Genomic DNA, 18,172 nt, shown 5'->3' with positions numbered 1-18,172 from the left:
GCTAGCTTTCCACTCGCTGCTAGACTCGAAATTATCATGATGAGACCCGATTATGGCGCTAAACCGCTTTGGCCTTTTATTTGCCATTTTACTGACGTGCCTTTCAGTAACGTCAGCCTACGCCGATTCGCTTGAAAACGCGCTGGTCAAAGCAGCACCAGGCGCCGACGCCAAAGTGATTGCCCTGGCCGTCCGCGCAACCCAATGCAGCCGCGCCCAGGGTATCGCCCCGGCCCAAAGGCTGGCAGTGATCGATTATTCCCTGCCCTCGACCGAACAACGCCTGTGGGTCTTCGACCTTAAACGACGCAAGTTGCTGTTTCACGAACTGGTCGCCCATGGCCGCAACAGCGGCGAAAACATGGCGACGCTGTTCTCCAACCGCAACGAAAGCCACGCCACCAGCCTCGGCCTGTTCCGCACCCAAGAGAGCTACCTCGGCCAGAACGGCTACTCGTTGCGCATGGAAGGCCTGGAGCCCGGCTTCAACGATAACGCCTATGACCGGGCCATCGTCATTCACGGCGCGCCCTATGTCAGCCCGGTGCTGGCCCGCGCCAACGGCCGGATCGGCCGCAGCCTGGGTTGCCCGGCCGTGAGACCGGCGATAGCCCATCGGCTGATCGACTCGATGAAGGACGGGCAGCTGTTGTTTTCCTACTACCCGGACCAGCGCTGGCTGAAGTCGTCTTCCTACATCAATTGCGGCAGCGACACTGTGGCCTCAAGGGAAAAGTCCACTTCACGCCAGTAAGCAACGCCCCCACCTGTCAAAACTGTAATCCCTGCCTCAGCCTGCTGAAAGGCACCGCCCGCTAGCCTCGTCGACAAGTTCAACAGGCTGACGGGCGGAACACACGGCATGCACTCCCACACTTCAAGACGCACCTTCGTCAAAGGGCTGGCCATCGGCGGGCTCTTCGGCGGCCTCGGGTTATGGCGCACGCCGGTCTGGGCGCTGAGCAGTCCCGGCGAACCGCAGGTGTTGGCCGGTAACGATTTCGACCTGTTCATCGGCGAATCCCCGGTCAACTTCACCGGGCAGCCACGCACCGCGATGACCATCAACGGCGGCATTCCCGGCCCACTGCTGCGCTGGCGCGAAGGCGATACGGTGACGCTGCGGGTGCGCAACAGGCTCAAGGACAGCACGTCCATCCACTGGCACGGCATCCTGCTGCCGGCGAACATGGACGGCGTACCGGGGCTGAGCTTCAAGGGCATCGAGCCGGGCGGCCTGTACGTCTACCAGTTCACCGTGCGCCAGAACGGCACCTACTGGTATCACAGCCATTCGGGGTTGCAGGAGCAATCCGGCGTCTACGGCCCGCTGGTGATCGACGCCAAAGACCCGGAGCCATTCCAGTACGACCGCGACTACGTGGTGATGCTCAGCGACTGGACCGACGAAGACCCGGTCGGCCTGATGAAGACCCTGAAAAAACAGTCCGATTACTACAACTTCAACAAACGCACCGTGGGCGACTTCATCCACGATGTCAGCGAAAAAGGCTGGGGCCCGACCGTCGCCGACCGCAAGATGTGGGCCGAAATGAAGATGAACCCCACTGACCTTGCGGACGTCGGCGGCGCCACTTACACCTACCTGTTGAACGGCCAGGCGCCGGATTCGAACTGGACCGGGGTGTTCCGCCCGGGGGAAAAGCTGCGGCTGCGCTTCATCAACGGCTCGGCCATGACCTACTTCGACGTGCGCATCCCCGGCCTGAAAATGACTGTGGTCGCCGCCGATGGCCTGCACGTCAAACCGGTGAGCGTCGACGAGTTTCGCATTGCCGTGGCGGAAACCTTCGACGTCATCGTCGAACCGACCGAAGCGGCCTACACCCTGTTCGCCCAGGCGATGGATCGCACCGGCTACGCACGCGGCACCCTCGCGGTGAAGGCCGGACTGGTTGCGCCGTTACCACCACTGGACCCGCGCCCCCTGGTAACCATGGATGACATGGGCATGGGCGGCATGGACCATGGCAGTATGGCGGGCATGGATCACAGCAACATGGCCATGGGCGACATGCCCGGCATGCAGGCCCACCCGGCGTCGGAAACCGACAACCCGCTGGTGGACATGCAAGCCATGTCCACCTCGGCGAAACTCGACGACCCCGGCATGGGCCTGCGCAACAACGGTCGTCGCGTCCTCACCTATTCCGACCTGCGCAGTACCTTCGAAGACCCGGACGGCCGCGAGCCCGGCCGCACCCTGGAACTGCACCTGACCGGCCACATGGAAAAATTCGCCTGGTCGTTCAACGGCGTGAAGTTCTCCGATGCACAGCCGCTGCACCTCAAGTACGGCGAGCGACTGCGGATCGTGCTGGTCAACGACACGATGATGATGCACCCCATCCACCTGCACGGCCTGTGGAGCGATCTCGAAGACGAGAACGGCCAGTTCATGGTGCGCAAACACACCATCGACATGCCACCGGGCTCCCGGCGCAGCTATCGGGTCACTGCCGATGCGCTCGGCCGCTGGGCCTATCACTGCCATCTCCTGTACCACATGGAAATGGGCATGTTCCGTGAAGTTCGCGTGGAAGAATGAGGCGCACCCCATGATTCGATTCACCCCGTTTATTTTCGCCCTCGTGACCTCGACGGCGATGGCCGCCAGCGATGACATGCAAGGCATGGATCACAGCCAGATGGACCACAGCCAGATGCAAGGCATGGACGAAGGCCAGATGCAGCCCGCCGCGCCCAGCGAAAGTCGTACGCCGATCCCCATGCTGACCGATGCCGATCGCGCTGCGGTGTATGTCGATCCCGCCGGTCACCGCGTGCATGACAGCACACTCAATTCGTTTTTCCTCGCCGACAAACTGGAATGGCAGGACGCCGATAACGGCAGCACCCTGGCCTGGGATTTGTCCGGCTGGATTGGCGGCGACATTGATCGCCTGTGGCTGCGCTCCGAAGGCGAACGCAGCAACGGCGTGACCGAAGACGCGGAAATCCAGGCCCTGTGGGGCCACGCCATTTCCCCGTGGTGGGACGTCGTCAGCGGCGTGCGCCAGGACTTCAAACCCAGCGCCCCCCAAACCTGGGCCGCGCTCGGCGTGCAAGGCATGGCGCTGTACAACTTCGAGGCCCAAGCCACGGCCTTCATTGGCGAAGGCGGCCAGAGCGCCGTGCGGCTGGAAGGCGACTACGACATCCTGCTGACCAATCGGCTGATCCTGCAGCCGACCGTCGAACTCAACGCCTACGGCAAAAACGATCCGCAACGTGGCATCGGTGCGGGGCTGTCCAACACCGAAGCCGGCCTGCGCCTGCGCTACGAAATCCGTCGGGAAATCGCGCCCTACCTCGGCGTCACCTGGAACCGCACCTATGGCAACACCGCCGACTTTGCCAACGACGAAGGCGAGGACCGCAGCGAAACACGCCTGGTGCTCGGTATTCGGCTGTGGTTCTGAACAGACTCACCTCACACCAATAACAACCGCCTCAAGCGGTAAAGGACCTTGCATGCGCCTCATCAAACCCACCGCTATCGCAGTCGCGTTGCTCAGCGGCCTGCTTGTTAGCACCCTCGCTCAAGCCCACCCCAAACTGCTCTCTTCCACCCCGGCGGAAGGCGTAGAAGGTGCATCACCCGACAAGATCGAACTGCACTTTTCCGAAAACCTCGTCACCCAGTTTTCCGGCGCCAAACTGCTGATGACCGAAATGGCCGGCATGGCCCACGCCCCTATGCCGGTCAAGGCAAAAGTCAGTGGCGGCAGTGATCCGAAGACCATGTTCATCATGCCGACAGCGCCCTTGACCGCCGGCACTTACAAGGTCGAATGGCGCGCGGTGTCGTCGGACACTCACCCGATCACCGGCAACGTCACGTTCAAAGTGAAATGATCGATGAGCGACTCGGCCAGCGTCGTGCTGCGGTTTGTGTTGTATGTGGATTTGATGCTGTTGTTTGGCGTGGCGCTGTTCGGGCTCTACAGCTTCAAGGGACAGGAACGGCTATCCGGGTCAGTGTTGCTCTTTCGCCGGTTATTGACGGCAACAACCGGGCTAGGCGCACTGCTGTCCATCGCCGGCATGGTCCTGATGGTCCGCGTAATGAGCGGCGAATCAGACATTGCCGAGTTGCGCCCTCATCTCGAGATGATGCTGCTCGAGACAGACGTCGGATTGGCCTGGGCCGTGCGGATGATTGCGTTAGCGGTGGCGGGATTGGCCTTGATGCTCAACCCACGCGCGCCCGCCATCAGCCTGGTGATTGCCGCCACCGCCGGCGGTATCGCCCTCGCCAGCCTGGCCTGGAGCGGGCATGGCGCCATGGACGAAGGCAGCCGTCGTTTCTGGCACTTTACAGCGGACATCCTGCACCTGCTGGCGGCGGGCGCCTGGTTCGGCGCGTTGCTGGCGTTTGCGTTGATGGCGCAACCCCGGGCCCTGCAAGCCGAAGCACACATACGGTTGCTGGTTCGCGCAGTCAGGCGATTTGAGCTTGTCGGTGCACTGATCGTTGTAATCATCACCGTGACCGGCGTGGTGAACTACCTGTTCATCGTCGGGCCGACGCTCGATGAGGTTTTACTCAGCCACTACGGAATTCTGCTGGCGATCAAGGTGCTGCTGTTTGCCGGGATGCTGGTGCTGGCGGCATTGAACCGCTTTCATCTTGGGCCTTTGCTGGAGCAGTCGTTGCGAGAGGGCCAGTATCGCGCGGCAGCCCATGCCCTTCGGCGCAGTGTGGCAGTGGAGATGGCCGCTGCGGTATTGATTGTGGGGTTGGTGGCATGGTTGGGGACGTTGAGCCCGGAAGGGGAATGAGCAATCTTCAGGGGGGCGTTGATTTTTCACACCGGTGAAAGATTCACTACACTCCCCCGCTTCAAACCCACTCCAGCACAAAAGCCCGATCACAATGAAAAACAGCACAAGATCGATGATGCTCGGCGGCTTGCTCGCACTCTCCCTTGGTGCCCAGGCAGAACCTTCGCATCTGGACAGCGTCATGCAACAGGAACAACTGCGCGTTTGCACCACCGGCGACTACAAGCCCTACACCTTCAAAGCCGAAGACGGCGAGTATTCCGGCATCGACATTGCCATGGCCCGCGCCCTGGCTGAAAGCCTTGGCGTCAAGGTCGAGTGGGTGCCCACCACCTGGAAAACCCTGATGCCCGACATGCTCGCCGGCAAGTGCGACATCGCCATGGGCGGCATCTCGGTCACCCTGGAACGGCAGAAAAAAGCCTTCTTCAGCACCACCCTGGACGTCGACGGCAAAATCCCGCTGGTGCGCTGCGAAGACCAGGCGCTGTACCAGACCGTCGAACAGATCAACCAACCCTCGGTTCGCCTGGTCGAACCTGCCGGCGGCACCAACGAAGCGTTCGTCCACGCCTACCTGCCCCAGGCGCAATTGCAGTTGCGCGACAACATCAGCATCTTTCAGGAATTGCTGGATAAAAAGGCCGACGTGATGATCACCGATGCATCGGAGGCGCTGTACCAGCAGAAGCTCAAACCGGGCCTGTGCGCAGTCAATCCGACGCACTACCTGCAATACGGCGAAAAAGCCTACCTGCTACCCCGCGACGACATCACCTGGAAGCTGTACGTAGATCAATGGCTGCACCTGGCCAAGGCGACGGGCAATTACCAGAAGATTCTGCGGCAGTGGCTGGCGGTGCCTGAAGGCAAGTAACGGCGTGCCAAGGCTCTTTGTCATGGCTTGTTAAATCTCGATACATGCTTGAAACTGATTTCGCGCCAGCAGCAGTCCGGTCATAGGCAGGACGTGTTGATGAGCGCACCGAACGCTATTTCGGTCGGTACCTCGACCGAGCAAAACCCTCAAAAAAGGACAGACCATGAGCAGCACGGATGAATTGCAAACCTACAATGTCAGCCCGAAATGGCAAGAACGTTTCGCTTTTTTTGATCAGTACGGCGCCCCCAAAAGCCCCGATTTCAAAGCGGGTTTCAAGCAGTTGCCCGCGCGCAAGCGCATCCTGATCAACCTGAACTTCATCGCATTTTTTTTCGGGCCGATCTACTTTTTCGTGCTTGGACTGTGGAAAAAGAACCTGGCAATCATTGCGATCATCGTTGCCCTATCCTTCGCCCTGGCAGTGGTTTTCGCCCTGCTGGGTTATGAAGAAGCACCCAAGGCCTTCGACACCGGCATAAATATCGCCTTTGCACTGATGTACGGATTAAGCGCCAACTACGCCTATTACCTGAAACAGGTAAAAGGCTCGCAAGGCTGGAATCCTTTTGAAGGTTTGAGGCTCGTCTGAGTCTCACCCAGGGCGCAACGGTGGAAATCACTCCACCGTTCTGCGCCACCGGTCAATCGTCGTGCAGCAAGCCTGAACCATACTCGCCAAAACTGTTGCCCAGTGCACTGCCATGGAAATTCATCTTGTCGGGGTTGCTGCGGGTCGGCCCCGGACCAAAACCGGCCGGTTGCACGGAGTCGGCCGCATAATCGCGATGAGAACTCACACCCGAACAGGCGCTCAACAACAAAGCACCGGCAATCAGTGAGACTTTGACGAGGTTTGCGATCATTTTTTTATTCCTGTGGGTTGAGGCATGGGGACATGACCTTTGACCGCCATCCTATGCCTCGCCTGCGCCACGTTTCATGAAACTTTGCAAGGTGACAGCGATGGTTCAGGAACCCTGCGCACCTGGTTATATTCTCCCCCCGCCGCTTCGCGGATCGACATCGTCTGTAATCGCAGAACCTCTCAAAGGGACGAGGTTTTTACACCAAAGCTCGGGTTGTTGAGCTTGAAGCGAGTACAAGAACCTACAGAATCAATATCCACGCGGACCCGCTTGATGGAAGCGACGGAACGCCATTTCGGCAGCGTACGAAGGTCAATCAAAGTTTGCCCTGTGCGAATCGAGAATCTTGCGCTGTGCTCTTCGTCGTAGCCTGATTGCCCATCCTCGAGCCAAAATAATTGCAGTGGAACCGATGGTGATCCGTCAGCACAAGTCAGACCGATATTGAGATACTGCGCATTTGACTGGGTGGCGGAATCCAGGAGAGCAAAATCGACAAAGGCGTCATTTCCATTGATTTGGTATTCGCTCTCGGACGGGCCCGGTATCAGATTATTTGACCTTACGGGTGCAACAGTCCGAACCGCCTGAAAATCTTTACCCTTGGGAAAAAAGGCCGGCGGGGGGTAAGCGGCAAACGAAGGTGTTCTCGCAGAACGCTCGACCACAGTGACAAAAACGTAATCAGGCTTGAATTCTTCAACAAGCTGAGAAAAACGGCCGCCTGGCTTTATCGCCTCACTCCAATGGAGTTGAAGTACGTCGCTAAACGTTGCAGCCATCAAGGGAGACAACGAGTTTCCGAATGAGTCTCTTAACCAAAGAACCTTTTTGTTATTCAGCGCCCCAACCGACGTGACTAGAAGTGGCGTCATTGGAGAGCCAACCACCGGGTTACCGCCATGGCGAAGGACTTTTTTGGTATCGAAGTCAGACTCCGTTGTTTCTACGGACAGACTGGATGCACGAGTTATCGGCTCGTAGTCAGTGAGGCTTGCTGTGAGTCGAAGAAAATTAGCCAAATCGCCTCCTTTTCGCGGATCGACTCGAGCGACTTCATACGTCTTTTCTGATGGCCATTGAAGCTCCGGGGCAGCTTTTCCAACCTGTTGGGCAAAGGCACGGAATGCAATCCCGGCACCCAGGTCGTTCCAGTGCGTATCCGTCTTGTAGTAGAGAGCTGCGTCCTGTGTCTCCCTGGCAGCCAACAAAGGTGGCCTGAGGTCTATGTAATGTTCCCCCCCTGTTTCTGCCAGCAGGGCATCAGTAGGGTTAGACACGGCCGGTTTGGCCCAGGAAGGCATGTGTTCCGGGTAAATTGTGCCTTTGTTCGGTCCGACCATGATTCGGAAGAGTTTTACGCCCTTGCCAGCAAGGTAAGCATCCCAAGCCTCGGTAGCGGCCCCAATCTGCTTGCCAATGAGCGTGTCATTTTCCGTTGCAGGGCGTCTGTCATCGGATATCGTTTGCTGGTACATATCCCCTAGATAAAGCCAGCCATCTTTGCCAACGATCACCTGCTTCGGATCTGTACTGATACCGAGCGGATAAAGCAGCGTTGCCGCCCATCTGGACACGAAGTCCACGTTATAAAGGAATGACTTTTCCTTCAGCTTGATTGCATCGCGGCTCGGCGCAACAATTATGTTGATTGCCGGAACTGCAAGCAGTGCCAGCAAAACCGAAAATAAGAAAACGAATATGCTACGTTTCATAATGAGTGCAATCAAAAGTTGAAGTAAAGGAATACTGAGCTAGTAGCCGCCAGCGTAAAGCACATTGCCACCGAGAGCAGGGCGACGCCATAAATCAGCTTCCACCTTTCTATGCTCCCGTTTGCCATTTCCATCGAGTTCTTTTGGGCTATGATCGCAAAAGCGAAGATAATTGCGAGGTAAATGGGCATTTGCCCGACAAGGCTTGCGGGCATTACTTTCAAAGCCAAGTCAGACAGCCAGCCACCCCACGCCAAGTCTGATGTCGGGGTTGCAGCAATGGTATGGCCAAACGCGGAGCGAAAATCGATCATTCCATTCAGCACGCGGAAGGCATCATCCAAGGTCTTGGCGCGAAAAAACACCCATGTGAAGTTCACGAACATGAAGGTCACGATCCACGCGAGCACTGGTGGCATCGGGCTGCGAAAACGTGTCCAGAACCGATGGACTACAAGAGCGCCGCCATGCATGGCGCCCCAAATCACAAACATCCATGTTGCACCATGCCATAAGCCGCCAAGAACGAAAGTGGCGAATAGATTGAAATAGGTGCGGTATTTTCCAGAACGATTCCCCCCCAACGGGATGTAAAGGTAATCGCGCAGGAAACTGCTGAGGGTAATGTGCCAGCGTCGCCAAAAATCCTGGATATCCAGCGCCTTGTAGGGCGAGTTGAAGTTTATTGGCAGCCAGATATTAAATAGCAGCGACGCGCCAATTGCCATGTCGCAATACCCGCTGAAGTCGAAGTAAAGCTGAAATGTGTAGGACAGGCTTGTTGCCCAGGCAGCAAAAAATCCAAGTGTCTGACCGCTATCAAATCCTGCCGTTGCCCAGACGGCAAAACTGTCTGCGATAACAACCTTCTTGAAAAGGCCGATCGAAAAGATAAATAAACCCTTCAGAATATTCGGGTATCTCTGGGTCAGTGTCCAGCGTGAGGCGAACTGCGGCATTATCTGGCGGTGATGAACGATCGGCCCGGCAATAAGATGTGGGAAAAACGTCACAAACAGCGAATAATTCAGCAGATCATATTCCGCTGTCTCTCCTCGATAGCTGTCCACCAGATAAACAATTTGCGTAAAGGTGAAAAAGCTGATCGCAAGTGGCAGCAAGATGTGAGGCAGTGTGTAGCTCGTGCCCAGGACGACATTGATGTTGCCAAGCAGGAAATCAGTATATTTGAAGTAGCCTAGCAACATCAGATTGGCTGCAATGCCAGTTGTCAGCACTACTTTCCTGTTGACCCCATGATGCGGCTTTTTTATCTCACCAATAGATTGCCCATGCGCTTGGGCAAGCCCTGTACCGATGGCGAAATTCAAGAAAATCGAACCCAGTATCAGAGGTAGGTACTGGATATCCCAATACGCGTAGAAAAACAGGCTCACGGCAACCAACCAGACCTTTCCTGCGGTGATCAAGCGTCGGTGATTTAGCCAAAAATAGACGAAAAACGAGATTGGCAGAAAAAGCAGAATGAACTGCCATGAGCTAAAAATCATGTGGAATTAGGCCGATTAGGGTTAGTTTAACTAGCTGCGTGTTTGTGCCATATCAAATGCACTGCGACAGACTATGCAACATAGCCACATCATCTTGGACAGTGCCAACTCAACCAGCATTTTGAAGTTCTCTAAAAGCTCTATCTGAGTTGCGCCGAGCGATGAAAGCCCCTGTTTCGCAACTCAGTTACCGGTGAATTTCGACGCGCGCATGGTATCGCTGCCCTATCGGTAAGTCTACAGATGCTGGCTCTGTGACACCTGAAGGTTTGCAACAGCCCGCAGATGACAGCTTACAGTCACTCATGCCAGCTACTGTTTATTCCTGATTTTCAGGATCGGCCGGCGACCTATGGTTTGGGGGCATCCCGGCAACAGGAGTACCGCGAGCGTCATCTAGATAAACGCCTCATCCGATCGCTTGCTTCCAGAGCGCAACGTACGTTTTCGGCGTCGTTGGCAGCGCCCCTCCTCTGCACCCGCTTCCTGGGCGGACAAGGGTGGTTTACAGGTCAACCGGGCGCGAGATCATGGCCTACCCTGCGGCCTTGAGAGGCTGCAGCGATTTGCGATGGATGTGTGTCGACGAGGGGGGCTTTTTCGGCCGTCATACGATGTGCGGGATTTTGGCGAAAACGAGAGAGATCCAGTAGAGGCATTGTGCCAATATCTGATAAGGTTCCGCGAATTTTCCAAGGTCGTCGCAATGGAACCACTATTCATCATGCACACTCCAGAAATCTGGATGTTGCTTGCTTCCCTTTTTCCTTGTGTATTCATCCCGATGTTTTTCTTGTCGCGACGAATACCGTCACTTGCTCCTGAAGGTCATACGGAAACCAAATGGATTGACGGCCTGCGAGGCGTTGCGGCCTCTTTTGTAGCGCTGAACCATACCCCGTTTGTCTTGGCCAATCTGGTGATCATGCCGAAGGTTTTTTATCTGGATACTGGCGATAGCAAGACGCCTGTATTATTCGGCGCCCTCGGTGTGCAGTTGTTTTTCTGCATAACAGGGCTACTGTTTACCAGCAAAATACTTTCAAAAAAACCTGTAGACTGGACAGACTTTTACGCCAAGCGTGTGCGACGAATTGTCCCCGCATTTCTCGTCGCCGCCACAGTTGCACTTGCAATCGCGGCCTGGTTTTCATGGCCGATCAAACAAGCTCCTGCCGAGATAATCATGTCTCTCCCAGGTATCTTTGGGTTTGGATTGCTTGCGATACCGACCATCAACGAGTTCAATTTTGTCCGTTTGATTGGTGTGGCCTGGACGCTCGCCATCGAGTGGCGCTTCTATTTCGTTTTGCCAATTCTTTATATCGCGGCGAAAAAAAGTACGAGAGCGACACTGGGTGCCATAATTCTGTTCGCCGTTATTGATCTCTGGCTTACTGGCCTAAGTACCTGGTCGTTTTTTATTCCAGGCGCAGTAAGTTTTTTTATTGTTTCAAAGCAATTCAGTAAACAGATCCGTACTATTGCAGCACTTGTGGCCATTGCCGCACTGGTCTTCATGTTCTATCGTGCAGGATTGAAGACAACTTACGGCCTTGAACAATGGATCAACGTATCCATTCTATTTATTGCACTCGCGATTTCCCGCCCCGGTATATTATCCGCTCGCACGTTCATAGCCATGGGCTCCGTCAGCTACAGCTTTTACTTACTGCACAGCATGATTTTGTTTCTGGTATTTGGTGCGGCCCATTTCTATGTGGGCGACATGGGATCCCTATCGATCATCAACTTTGCTATTTTTGCCGGACTGACCCTGTGCTTTGCTTCGATCGTCTCGACTGCATCGTATATTTTCATTGAAAAACGCTACATGCATAAGCCGGGCGCTGCTCAACCCCAAGTCCTTCAAGGAAACGTGCAGCCTGCACTTCCCTGACTGACCATTCAAAGCCTAGCCCGCCAAGCGCGGGCTTTTTTCTGCCTGGCAAATGCTCGCTCGCAGACGTCCATTGGCTATTTTGTCGGTGTAAAGAAACTGATTCATGATTTGGTGCCACCGGGGATGCCAGGCTGCCAAGGCGATCCGTCCTTGGTCGTCGGCATCGGGATGCAGAAATTCGTTGTGCATGCACAGGGACAAGCCGGGCTCTTGCGACGCAATGCACCATGCTGCCGGCCGGCGCGGTGTTTGACACTATGCCCTCACTGGTCGCCTCAGCTGCGGTTTGCGCTTTGACAAGCCCATTCCTGATAAACTCCCCCACCTCCCAGCCTCACCGATTCCAGATCCCCCATGTCCGTAACCACCGCCACACCCGCCTCGCTCTCCCGCCGTTTCTCCGTCGCCCCCATGATGGATTGGACCGACCGCCACTGTCGCTTTTTCCTGCGCCTGCTGTCGAAGAACGCCCTGCTCTACACCGAGATGGTCACCACCGGTGCCCTGCTCAACGGCGATCACGAGCGTTTTCTGCGGCACAACGAGGCCGAGCATCCGCTGGCGTTGCAGCTGGGCGGCAGTGTGCCGCTGGACCTGGCAGCCTGTGCGAGCATGGCGCAGGAGCATGGTTATGACGAAGTGAACCTGAATGTCGGCTGCCCGAGTGATCGGGTGCAGAACAATATGATCGGCGCGTGCCTGATGGGGCATCCGCAGTTGGTGGCCGATTGTGTGAAGGCGATGCGTGATGCGGTGTCGATTCCGGTGACGGTCAAGCACCGGATCGGGATCAACGGTCGGGACAGTTACGAAGAGTTGTGTGATTTCGTCGGTACGGTGCGCGATGCCGGGTGCACCAGTTTTACCGTGCACGCGCGGATTGCGATTCTGGAGGGCTTGTCGCCCAAGGAGAACCGCGACATTCCGCCCCTGCGCTACGACGTGGCGGCGCGGTTGAAGGCGGATTTTCCGGAGCTGGAGATCATTCTCAATGGCGGGATCAAATCGCTGGAAGCCTGCCACGAGCATTTGCAGACGTTCGACGGCGTGATGCTGGGCCGCGAGGCGTATCACAACCCTTATGTGATGGCCGAGGTGGATCAGCAGCTGTTCGGCAGCACGGCACCGGTGATCAGCCGCGCCGAGGCGCTGGCGCAGTTACGGCCTTACATCGCGGCGCATATCGATGCCGGTGGGTCGATGCACCACATCACTCGACATGTGCTGGGCCTGGGCACCGGGTTCCCGGGGGCGCGCAAGTTCCGCCAGTTGTTGTCGGTGGATATCCACAAGGCCAAGGAACCTTTGGCCTTGCTGGATCAAGCTGCCGAGTTGCTTGAAGGGCGTTGATGCCCGGATATTGCCGCCATTTCAGCCAGGCGGTTTGATCCGCCTGGCTCCTCTGTCAGCTGGCGGTCGCCGCTGTCCAGTTCACCCAACCGAATGCCCAGGTTGCCAGGATCAACAATCCGAAAGCGATCCGGTACCACGCGAAGGCGGCATAGCTGTGGTTTGCAATGAACTTGAGCAGGCCGCGTACGGCGATCATGGCGAAAAAAAATGCCGTGACGAAGCCCAGGGCAAAAACTGGCAAATCGCTGGTCTGGAACAGCCCCCGGTACTTGTAGCCTGAATACACCGCCGCGCCGACCATGGTTGGCATCGCCAGAAAGAACGAGTATTCGGTGGCGGCCTTGCGCGACAGACCAAACAGCAAGCCGCCGATAATGGTCGATCCGGAACGGGATGTGCCCGGTATCATCGCCAGGCATTGCGCAAAACCTACCTTCAGCGCATCCGACCAGTGCATGTCGTCGACATGCTCGACCTGTACCACGTGGTCTCTCTGCTCCGCCCACAACATGACAATGCCGCCCACGACCAATGCGACCGCGACGGTGATCGGGTTGAACAGGTATTCATGAATCTGGTCGGCGAACAAGACACCCAGAACGACTGCCGGAAGAAAACCGATCAGCAAATTCAGGGTGAAACGTTGTGCATTGCGCTGGGTCGGCAATCCTTTGACGATCTCTAGAATCTTCGAGCGAAACGCCCAGACAACGGCAAGTATTGCACCTAGCTGAATAATAATGTTGAACGCCATGGCGCGCTCACCGCCAAATGCCAGCAAGTCCGCAACAATAATCTGGTGACCCGTACTGGATATGGGCAAAAACTCGGTCAGGCCCTCTACCGCACCTAAGACCAACACTTTGAAAAGGGTCCAGAAATCCATTAATCCTCCGTCAGATCGTTCTTTGAGAACGGTCCGTCAACTGCACTCAGATATTGAGCAGCTTCAGCAAAACAATCGAAACATCCCGAAACATCCCGAAACATCCACACCCGCAACCTGATGTAGCAGGGGAGAATATGTCTTATCAAAAGACACACTCAAGCCATGTTATTAATCGTCCGTGTACGAATACCTTTCACAAGTACTTAGATGCCCAGTAGAAAAAAATCTTTCCATTCAATAAAATGTGACCGCTCTCACACTATTTGTATTTCCAATGAAATGACCACCCCCGAATGAATGATGGCACGCAGATATCTAAATAGTGGCAAATGGACATGAAAAATAAATCGCCATCGACTAAAAACAGTGGCACAATTCCATATTGCCACCATCTAACGGCGCGCTCCTACTAGTTCAGACAGCCCAGAAAATCAACTAAAAGCTTGAAAAGCTTAGTTATTGTTAGAAAACTCGAGAGCCACCTCTAAAAATCGCGTAAATGTTACCAATTGTCAGTCACAGATGAGAACCGGTGCTTTAACATCCCGATGTCAGCACCTATTCGAGTCAATGCATGATGCTTACAGGGAACTTAGCGACTAGAAGCCAGCGCCAGACAAATGATGAACCCGGTGTTCTCACTCTGGGTCGTACCCGTGGCGTGGCTGAACATTTTAGAGCGCTAGTCGCAAGGCATGTGCGGACCGATATGGCACTAGAGGCCAATTCGTACACTAGTTCGTCCAACAAGAATGAACGCTCTGGTTCGTATCGCGCCATCTTCATCGTCATCGACAGCCCCCCGGCCCTCGAGGAAAGCCTCGCGTTAGTAGAAAGCCTGCGCACCGGTAACTTGAAGCCCATCATTTGTGCGGTCATCACCGGCCGAGGCACCTACAACAAGATAAAGTACTTTCTTGCAGGGGCCGACCACTGTATCAAGTTCAATACCCTGGCCGACGAAGGCTCCGAGTTGCTTGCCGGTTTCTTTAACAGTGAAGAATGGCAAAGAGATATCAATCTGATATTGGACCCCACCCGTATTTGTCTACTGGGTACCAGCAAGAAACTGGATATCTCCTTTGCAGAAATGAAGATTCTGGAAGCCTTCGCGCGCACCAGTAACCACATATTAAGTCACGATGAAATTGCCAACATCATGGGGCTTAACACCAACTTTTATGACCCTCGGGCGCTGGAAAAATCCATCAGTCGCCTTCGTGGAAAAATCAAGGACATGTATGGCACCAACGCCATCCAGAGCATCCGGGGGCACGGATACCGCTTGATGAGGGGACTGATTTCAACCCCCTGAGAGACAGAATAACGGCGCTTTAATATCAAGTTGCCATTTTATTTCCTCAACGATACAAAGATCTGGATTTCATCGCTTTTTGTATTTCATACCGAAGGCAATTTATCAATTCCATGGCCGTGACAACATCGAACCATAAAAATAAAAGTTTATTCTATAGCAGCAGATCGAGTGGAACCTATCGAGGGCCAAATTTGGGGCCCAGACCCTGCCTTTCGATTATTTCCGAGGGAGTCATTACTCCCCTGCCGATCACTTTTTAGCCAAATTTGGTGCGTACTTCAGGAGAGAGACATGGAAACTAGTACAACCCTCCCAAGAAAATACTTTGTCGTCGTGACCCACAGTACAACGTCGCAGCGCGAACTTGAGAGCATTTTGTCCAGTGAGCGCTTCAACTCGTTTGGTACCTCCCAGGCACAAATGTTTATTGAAGGTGTTGATTCACCCTCTTCCGCTCCCGTGTTGATGGAGTTCACCTACCCAAGCGTTTCAAGGAAAAACGTCGCACGCAGTATCGAACATGATACGCAGCGAATCCTGGCCACTCTGGAGTCAGAATGGCTGGCAGCGCAATCCGCAAATCCATTCCACAGCATGCCGGCAACAACTGTGGCGGCTAACGACACTCCGCGCACAATAGAGGTCGATACTCCTTGCAGCGAAGCCTGGCAACTCGACAAAGATCAAAGCGTATTGGTGAAAGAGGGTGTCGAGATCAGCCTGACCGGTCTGGAAGCCGCGCTGGTCAAGAAAATGCTGCACCATGAAGAACGCGTGGTAAGTCGAGACGACCTGATCCTCAGTATCGGCAGAGAGCCGGAACAATATCGCGGCCTGGAAATGTGCCTGAGCCGATTGCAAGAAAAGTTCAAAAGCGCCAGTAACGGTGAACGGCTGTTCCGCGCCGTGAGAAATCGAGGCTATTGCCTGATACAGGAAATCGTGGTGTAAGCCCCCCCCTCAAGCGAATAAAACAAACAGAAAACAGTGCGATTACAACAATAAAAAAGCACTCTGTTTGGTTCCACCTCCGCAATAGCCAGCCCCTCTTACCCCCCTACAATATCAAACAGCACCTTGATTGTTTACCCCTTCCGATTCGACCTTTTCTAACACCAGAGTCTTTTTGAAACTTTAATAGTTGGCACTTTGCCATCTTGTTATAACTCGTCAGACAGTATCTCCAGCAATAACTTAGTCTATTGACTGACGACAGTTCGGCATATCGACGTTGTTACCTCAGGACACTCGCTTCAACAACAATAACAAGCCTAATTAACAACTCGGATTTCAACTGTCGAAACCTGAATGGACGTCTTTTGGGGATATTGTATGGATCTCACGCTTGGTATCAATCGAAACACTGGCCTCAAGGGACTTACCTTTTGGGGGCAATGGGCGCTGGCACAGGGTTTTGTAGTTTCTTTATTGTTCATACTGGCTGAACAGCACACTGGAACGGTCGAGTTCTATTACCGAATGTGCGCAACACTCGCCGTACTGGCCTCGGTTCCGGCTTATACGTTCAGCGGCGTGTACCGAAAAAGAGATAACTATCTGACAGGACTGGGGCGCCTGTTCATGGGCTGGTCCATGACGATGGCTGCGCTGGCCTGCATCGCGTTTATCTGCAAGGCCGATGAGCTGTTTTCCCGGCAGGTCATCCTGGGTTGGGCAGTGTACGGTTTTCTTGGTCAGGCGCTGCTGTATGCACCACTGCATGCGTTCTCGAAGTTCTACCAGCGGTCACGCAAAAGCGAGCATAAAACCCTGATCGTCGGCACGGGTGAACTGGCGCTGGGACTGGCGAACAAGCTGAGCAACCTGGAAAACCTGCCGTTGGTGGGCCTGGTCAGCAATGGTGCCCTTCCTTCCCTGGTACCGGGTGCTCCGCGCATCGTCGGTGCCCAGGAGAACCTGCTGGAGCTGATCAAGACCCATGACATTCGTCGTTTGTACATCACCCTGCCCCTGTCGGAAGCGGCAAAAATCGAAGCCATGTACGTCGATTTGCTGGATGCCAACGTTGACGTGGTCTGGGTGCCGGACTTGAACAGCCTGACGCTGCTCAATCACTCGGTGAAAGTCGTGGACGGCCTGCCGGCGATTTACCTGAACGAAAGTCCGCTGACCAGCCGGCCCACTGCCGCCTTGAGTAAAAGCCTGGTGGAAAAAAGCGTGGCGCTGCTGGCCATTCTCCTGCTGAGCCCGGTTTTGCTGGTCATTGCACTGGCCGTAAAGCTCAATTCGCCCGGCCCGGTGTTCTTCAAGCAGGACCGCCATGGCTGGAACGGCAAGGTGATTCAGGTCTGGAAGTTCCGTTCCATGCGTGTACACGATGATCGCGAGGTCAAGCAGGCCAGCCGTAACGACTCGCGTATCACTGCCGTCGGACGCTTCATCCGTCGTACTTCGCTGGACGAACTGCCGCAACTGTTCAATGTGCTGCAAGGACACATGGCGCTGGTCGGCCCACGCCCCCACGCCGTCGCGCACAACAACTACTATTCCGGGAAAATCCTCGCCTACATGGCCCGCCATCGAATCAAACCGGGCATTACGGGCCTTGCGCAAATCAACGGTTGCCGTGGCGAGACCGACACCATCGACAAGATGCAGAAGCGTGTCGAGATCGACCTCAAGTACATCAACAACTGGTCGTTGTGGCTGGACCTGAAGATTCTGCTGAAGACGCCGTTCACGCTGTTGTCGAAGGACATCTACTGATGGATTAGGGCGGCGCAACGCAACACGGCAAGGGGACGCAAGTCCCCTTTTTCGTGGCTGTGATTCAAGAGATGGGGGTCTACCCGGACTTCCGGTTCACCAGAGGACCAGTGTGGGAGCGAGCCTGCTCGCGAAGGCATCGGGTCAGTCAACTTCAATGCTGAATGTGCCGGCGTCTTCGCGAGCAGGCTCGCTCCC

General features: G+C 55.2%; 16 protein-coding genes. 12 read left to right on the top strand and 4 right to left on the bottom strand.

Going from position 1 to position 18,172, the window contains the following annotated elements; all coding sequences use genetic code 11:
- The first annotated feature begins 52 nt into the window (after positions 1–52).
- From ACLD1X_RS06565 to ACLD1X_RS06535, 7 genes are all read left to right on the top strand, one after another.
- Positions 53–754 (top strand): murein L,D-transpeptidase catalytic domain family protein, encoded by a 702-nt coding sequence (locus ACLD1X_RS06565; RefSeq protein ID WP_413421523.1) that lies wholly within the window; start codon positions 53–55, stop codon positions 752–754.
- A gap of 108 nt (positions 755–862) precedes the next feature.
- Positions 863–2,569: a copper resistance system multicopper oxidase gene (locus ACLD1X_RS06560; protein ID WP_429366640.1), complete on the top strand. Its 1,707-nt coding sequence runs from the start codon at positions 863–865 to the stop codon at positions 2,567–2,569.
- Between the two features lie 10 nt (positions 2,570–2,579).
- A complete protein-coding gene (locus tag ACLD1X_RS06555; protein ID WP_429366639.1) occupies positions 2,580–3,443 on the top strand; it encodes a copper resistance protein B in 864 nt (287 codons plus the stop codon).
- Positions 3,444–3,495: 52 nt separating this feature from the next.
- Entirely contained in the window at positions 3,496–3,879 is a 384-nt protein-coding gene (copC, locus tag ACLD1X_RS06550; RefSeq protein WP_429366638.1) for a copper homeostasis periplasmic binding protein CopC, read from the top strand.
- A gap of 3 nt (positions 3,880–3,882) precedes the next feature.
- Complete coding sequence (gene copD / locus ACLD1X_RS06545; protein WP_429366637.1) at positions 3,883–4,806, top strand: copper homeostasis membrane protein CopD; 924 nt, start codon at positions 3,883–3,885, stop codon at positions 4,804–4,806.
- Positions 4,807–4,924: 118 nt separating this feature from the next.
- On the top strand, positions 4,925–5,686 hold the full coding sequence (locus ACLD1X_RS06540) for a transporter substrate-binding domain-containing protein (RefSeq protein WP_429366710.1): 762 nt from the start codon (positions 4,925–4,927) through the stop codon (positions 5,684–5,686).
- A 166-nt stretch (positions 5,687–5,852) separates the two neighbouring features.
- A complete protein-coding gene (locus ACLD1X_RS06535) occupies positions 5,853–6,281 on the top strand; it encodes a DUF2628 domain-containing protein (RefSeq protein WP_429366636.1) in 429 nt (142 codons plus the stop codon).
- A gap of 52 nt (positions 6,282–6,333) precedes the next feature.
- Here the strand turns inward: ACLD1X_RS06535 and ACLD1X_RS06530 are convergent, their stop codons facing one another.
- The 3 genes from ACLD1X_RS06530 to ACLD1X_RS06520 all read right to left on the bottom strand — a co-directional run bounded on the left by ACLD1X_RS06530 (position 6,334) and on the right by ACLD1X_RS06520 (position 9,670).
- Positions 6,334–6,555, bottom strand: coding sequence for a hypothetical protein (locus tag ACLD1X_RS06530; RefSeq protein ID WP_429366635.1), 222 nt, complete (start codon positions 6,553–6,555; stop codon positions 6,334–6,336).
- 182 nt (positions 6,556–6,737) lie between these two features.
- On the bottom strand, positions 6,738–8,273 hold the full coding sequence (locus ACLD1X_RS06525) for an alginate O-acetyltransferase AlgX-related protein (RefSeq protein WP_429366634.1): 1,536 nt from the start codon (positions 8,271–8,273) through the stop codon (positions 6,738–6,740).
- An 11-nt stretch (positions 8,274–8,284) separates the two neighbouring features.
- Positions 8,285–9,670 carry an MBOAT family O-acyltransferase gene (locus ACLD1X_RS06520; protein ID WP_429366633.1) on the bottom strand — a complete coding sequence of 462 codons (1,386 nt, stop codon included), beginning with the start codon at positions 9,668–9,670 and terminating at the stop codon, positions 8,285–8,287.
- A gap of 820 nt (positions 9,671–10,490) precedes the next feature.
- On the opposite strand from ACLD1X_RS06520, the gene ACLD1X_RS06515 reads away from it, so the two are divergent.
- On the top strand, positions 10,491–11,684 hold the full coding sequence (locus ACLD1X_RS06515) for an acyltransferase family protein (protein WP_429366632.1): 1,194 nt from the start codon (positions 10,491–10,493) through the stop codon (positions 11,682–11,684).
- 357 nt (positions 11,685–12,041) lie between these two features.
- On the top strand, positions 12,042–13,037 hold the full coding sequence (dusA, locus tag ACLD1X_RS06510; RefSeq protein WP_429366631.1) for a tRNA dihydrouridine(20/20a) synthase DusA: 996 nt from the start codon (positions 12,042–12,044) through the stop codon (positions 13,035–13,037).
- Positions 13,038–13,092: 55 nt separating this feature from the next.
- Here dusA and ACLD1X_RS06505 read toward each other — a convergent pair whose 3' ends face one another.
- On the bottom strand, positions 13,093–13,926 hold the full coding sequence (locus ACLD1X_RS06505; protein ID WP_429366630.1) for an undecaprenyl-diphosphate phosphatase: 834 nt from the start codon (positions 13,924–13,926) through the stop codon (positions 13,093–13,095).
- A 577-nt stretch (positions 13,927–14,503) separates the two neighbouring features.
- Between ACLD1X_RS06505 and ACLD1X_RS06500 the strand changes: the two genes are divergently transcribed.
- The 3 genes from ACLD1X_RS06500 to ACLD1X_RS06490 all read left to right on the top strand — a co-directional run bounded on the left by ACLD1X_RS06500 (position 14,504) and on the right by ACLD1X_RS06490 (position 17,974).
- Complete coding sequence (locus ACLD1X_RS06500; RefSeq protein WP_429366629.1) at positions 14,504–15,244, top strand: winged helix-turn-helix domain-containing protein; 741 nt, start codon at positions 14,504–14,506, stop codon at positions 15,242–15,244.
- 294 nt (positions 15,245–15,538) lie between these two features.
- On the top strand, positions 15,539–16,198 hold the full coding sequence (locus ACLD1X_RS06495; protein ID WP_429366628.1) for a winged helix-turn-helix domain-containing protein: 660 nt from the start codon (positions 15,539–15,541) through the stop codon (positions 16,196–16,198).
- Positions 16,199–16,579: 381 nt separating this feature from the next.
- Positions 16,580–17,974: an undecaprenyl-phosphate glucose phosphotransferase gene (locus ACLD1X_RS06490; RefSeq protein WP_429366627.1), complete on the top strand. Its 1,395-nt coding sequence runs from the start codon at positions 16,580–16,582 to the stop codon at positions 17,972–17,974.
- The last annotated feature ends 198 nt before the right edge of the window (positions 17,975–18,172 follow it).

It is taken from the genome of Pseudomonas sp. 18173 (assembly GCF_050432945.1).
In the GTDB taxonomy this organism is placed as follows: Bacteria; Pseudomonadota; Gammaproteobacteria; order Pseudomonadales; family Pseudomonadaceae; genus Aquipseudomonas.
Note: the sequence above shows the minus strand (reverse complement) of the source record. Positions and strands in the feature narration are given on the sequence as shown.